The sequence below is a fragment of the Pseudomonas sp. Sample_9 genome (assembly GCF_004307535.1).
In the GTDB taxonomy this organism is placed as follows: Bacteria; Pseudomonadota; Gammaproteobacteria; order Pseudomonadales; family Pseudomonadaceae; genus Aquipseudomonas; species Aquipseudomonas mercuritolerans.
On the sequence record NZ_RAZO01000394.1, the window covers coordinates 20585 to 23583 of the forward strand.

The window sequence follows — 2999 nt, forward strand, 5'->3', positions numbered from 1 at the left end:
TCAGGCACTCCGCGCCTGCAACAGCTGCATCGCACACAAGGCAATCCGCGCGCAGGCATCCGCCAGTTTGACCCGATCCACCACCAGCCCAATGCGAATGTGCCCCGCCGCACTCGGCCCGAACGCTTCGCCGGCCAGCACCGACACGCCGTAACCTTCCAGCAAGCGCTCGGCAAACGCCTGAGCGCCGAGGCCGGTCTGGCGCACATCGACCATCACGAACATGCCGCCATCCGGGCAAATCGGCTGCAATCCAGGGCAACCCTGCAACCGCTCGCAGACCAGATCCCGACGCAACCGATATTCTTCGCGCATCTGCGTGACTTCCGGCAGATCGCTTTGCAGCGCCACTTGCGCGGCCTTCTGTACGAAATCCGGCAGACCGAACAGCATGCTCAGCGACAGATTCACCAGATGCTCGGCCAAGGGTTTCGGGCCGATCATCCAGCCGATGCGCCAACCGGTCATCGCATGGGATTTCGACAGACTGTTGATCGTCGCGGTGCGCTCGGCCATGCCCGGCAGGCTCGCCGGGCTGATGTGCTCGCCTTCATATAACAGCTCGCTGTACACCTCATCGCTGATCAGCCACAGGTCATGGCGAATGCACAGCGCCGCCAGTTCCTGCCAGATCAGCAAGGACAAACTGGCGCCGCTGGGATTGTTCGGGCTGTTGAGCAACATGGCGCGGGTTCTCGGGGTGATACGCGCCGCAACATCCGCTGGGTCGACACGAAAACCGTTTTCCGGGCGCACCGGCACCGCAATCACCTTGGCACCGCAGGCGCCAAACACACCTTCGTAGGTGACGTACATCGGCTCGGCGACGATCACCTCATCACCCGGATCAAGCAGACATTGCGCCACCGAGTACACCGCGCATTGCGCGCCGGGCAGGACAATCACCTGATCAGGATCAACACGCTGACCACTGCGCTGGCGATGACGCTCGGCAATCAGCCTGCGCAGCTCGAACCGACCACGCACGTCGGCGTAATGGGTATCGCCGGCCAACAGGCTATCGATCGCGCCATGGACGATCGGCAACGGCGTATCGAAATCCGGATCGCCGACGCTCAACAACAAAACATCAACGCCCTCGGCGCGCAGTTCCAGCGCTCGGTCGTGAATCTGCCAGGCAGCGGCACCCTCCCCGGCGATTCGTTGGGTCAAGGCTGAATAGCGCATGTACGTCTCCTGTTAGCGCGGGTTTCCAGCCTTCACCGTATCTCAAATCACGAAACGCGCCACCATGGCGTTCAAATCCACCGCCAGCCGCGACAGTTCGTGGGTCGCGGCGCTGGTCTGGTTGGCGCCGGCGGCCGATTGCGTGGCGAGGTCGCGGATGTTGACCAGGTTGCGATCGACTTCGCGGGAGACTTGCGCCTGTTCTTCCGAAGCGCTGGCGATAACCAGGTTGCGTTCGTTGATCTGGTGAATAGATTGCGTGATCTGCTCCAGCGCCACGCCGGCCGCGCGGGCCATTTCCAACGTGGACTGGGTGCGCTGGTTGCTTTGCTGCATCGACGAAACCGCTTCACCGGTGCCGTTTTGAATGCCGGCGACCATTTTTTCGATCTCCTGAGTCGACTGCGCGGTGCGATGGGCCAAGGCGCGCACTTCGTCAGCCACCACGGCAAAACCACGGCCAGCCTCGCCGGCACGCGCCGCTTCAATTGCAGCGTTGAGCGCCAAGAGGTTGGTCTGCTCGGCGATGGCCCGAATCACGTCCAGCACCTTGCCGATGTCACGACCTTGCGCGGCGAGGCCTTCGATCATCTGCGCGGTGTTCTGCACGTCGTGAGTCATGGTCTGGATCGCGTCGACGGTTTTCACCACCTGATCGCGACCTTCGCGGGCGGCGTGGGTCGACTGGTTGGACGCCTCTGAAGTCGACACGGCATTGCGCGCCACTTCTTCCACCGCAGCGGTCATCTCGTTGACGGCAGTGGCGGCTTGTTCGATTTCGTTGTTCTGCTGCTGCAAGCCACGAGAGGCTTCTTCGGTAACGGCGCTGAGTTCTTCGGCAGCGGCGCCCAGTTGCGTGGCGGAACCAGCGATCTGCTCGATGGTTTTGCGCAGGTTGGTCTGCATCGCCGCCAAGGCTTCGAGCAAGCGCGCCGGTTCATCCTTGCCGTCGTCTTCAATGGCTTTGCTGAGGTCGCCGTTGGCAATGGTTTGCGCAGCGAGCACGGCGCGGTTGAGCGGCGTGACGATGCTGCGGGTCAGCAACCAGGCGAGCAACACGGTGGCCAGCGCCGCAATCACGGCGACGATGATGATCCCGGTGATCGCGCTGTCATAGTTTTCACCGGCCTTGGTGGCCGCCGCTCTGGCCCCGGCGGTATTCATGCCGATCAGCTTGTTGAGCTGCTCGCCCATCTGATCGGTGCCTTCCTTGATGCGCGTGTTGATCAACGCACGCATCGCTTCCAGATCGCCCTGGCGCGACAGCTCAAGCATCCGGTTCTGGGCTTGCAGATAGTTATCGAGGGTGGTCGAAAACGTCTGGAAAACTGCGTGCTCTTCAGGACCTGCCGGCAACGCAGCGTAGCTGGCCTGAGCTTTGCGCACCTTGTCGACCAGCACCGCGATGCGGGTTTCTGCCTCTTGCAGGCTGACCGGTTCGCGATTGACCAGCACACGGAACGAGAGAATGCGCATGCGCAGGACGTTTTCCGTGACCACGCTGAGGTGAGTCACGCTTGGCAACTGGTTGGTGTCCATGTCGATCGACGCTTGACGAATGACCGTCATGCGGCTGACGGCGAACACGCCGAGGACAATCACCAGCAAGGCGATAAAGGCAAAACCGAGGAAAGCACGGGGCGCGATATTCAGGTTACGCAGGGACATGGTCGGACTCTCGAAAGAAAGAAACTACGAGCATCCATGCCGTGAGCACTGGCCCATAGCGGGCGACAGTCCGGCGTCACTGGGTTTTGGTTTTGTGTGCGCCTGACCGTTGTATCGGCCAGGCTTGAGGAAGGTTTCGGGTC

2 protein-coding genes are annotated in these 2999 nt (G+C 61.8%); both read right to left on the reverse strand.

Annotated features, from left to right (window positions below; genetic code table 11):
* The gene (locus tag D6877_RS22860) at positions 1 to 1188 is read right to left on the reverse strand and encodes an aminotransferase class I/II-fold pyridoxal phosphate-dependent enzyme (protein ID WP_130912216.1); all 1188 of its coding nucleotides are present in this window, start codon (positions 1186 to 1188) and stop codon (positions 1 to 3) included.
* A 42-nt stretch (positions 1189 to 1230) separates the two neighbouring features.
* The gene (locus D6877_RS22865; RefSeq protein ID WP_130912217.1) at positions 1231 to 2856 is read right to left on the reverse strand and encodes a methyl-accepting chemotaxis protein; all 1626 of its coding nucleotides are present in this window, start codon (positions 2854 to 2856) and stop codon (positions 1231 to 1233) included.
* Positions 2857 to 2999: the final 143 nt, after the last annotated feature.

What these genes read in the sequence shown, in the direction of transcription:
- D6877_RS22865 (WP_130912217.1), bottom strand. Translation starts at nt 2,856, where the DNA reads ATGTCCCTGCGTAACCTGAATATCGCGCCCCGTGCTTTCCTCGGTTTT.
- D6877_RS22860 (WP_130912216.1), bottom strand. Translation starts at nt 1,188, where the DNA reads ATGCGCTATTCAGCCTTGACCCAACGAATCGCCGGGGAGGGTGCCGCT.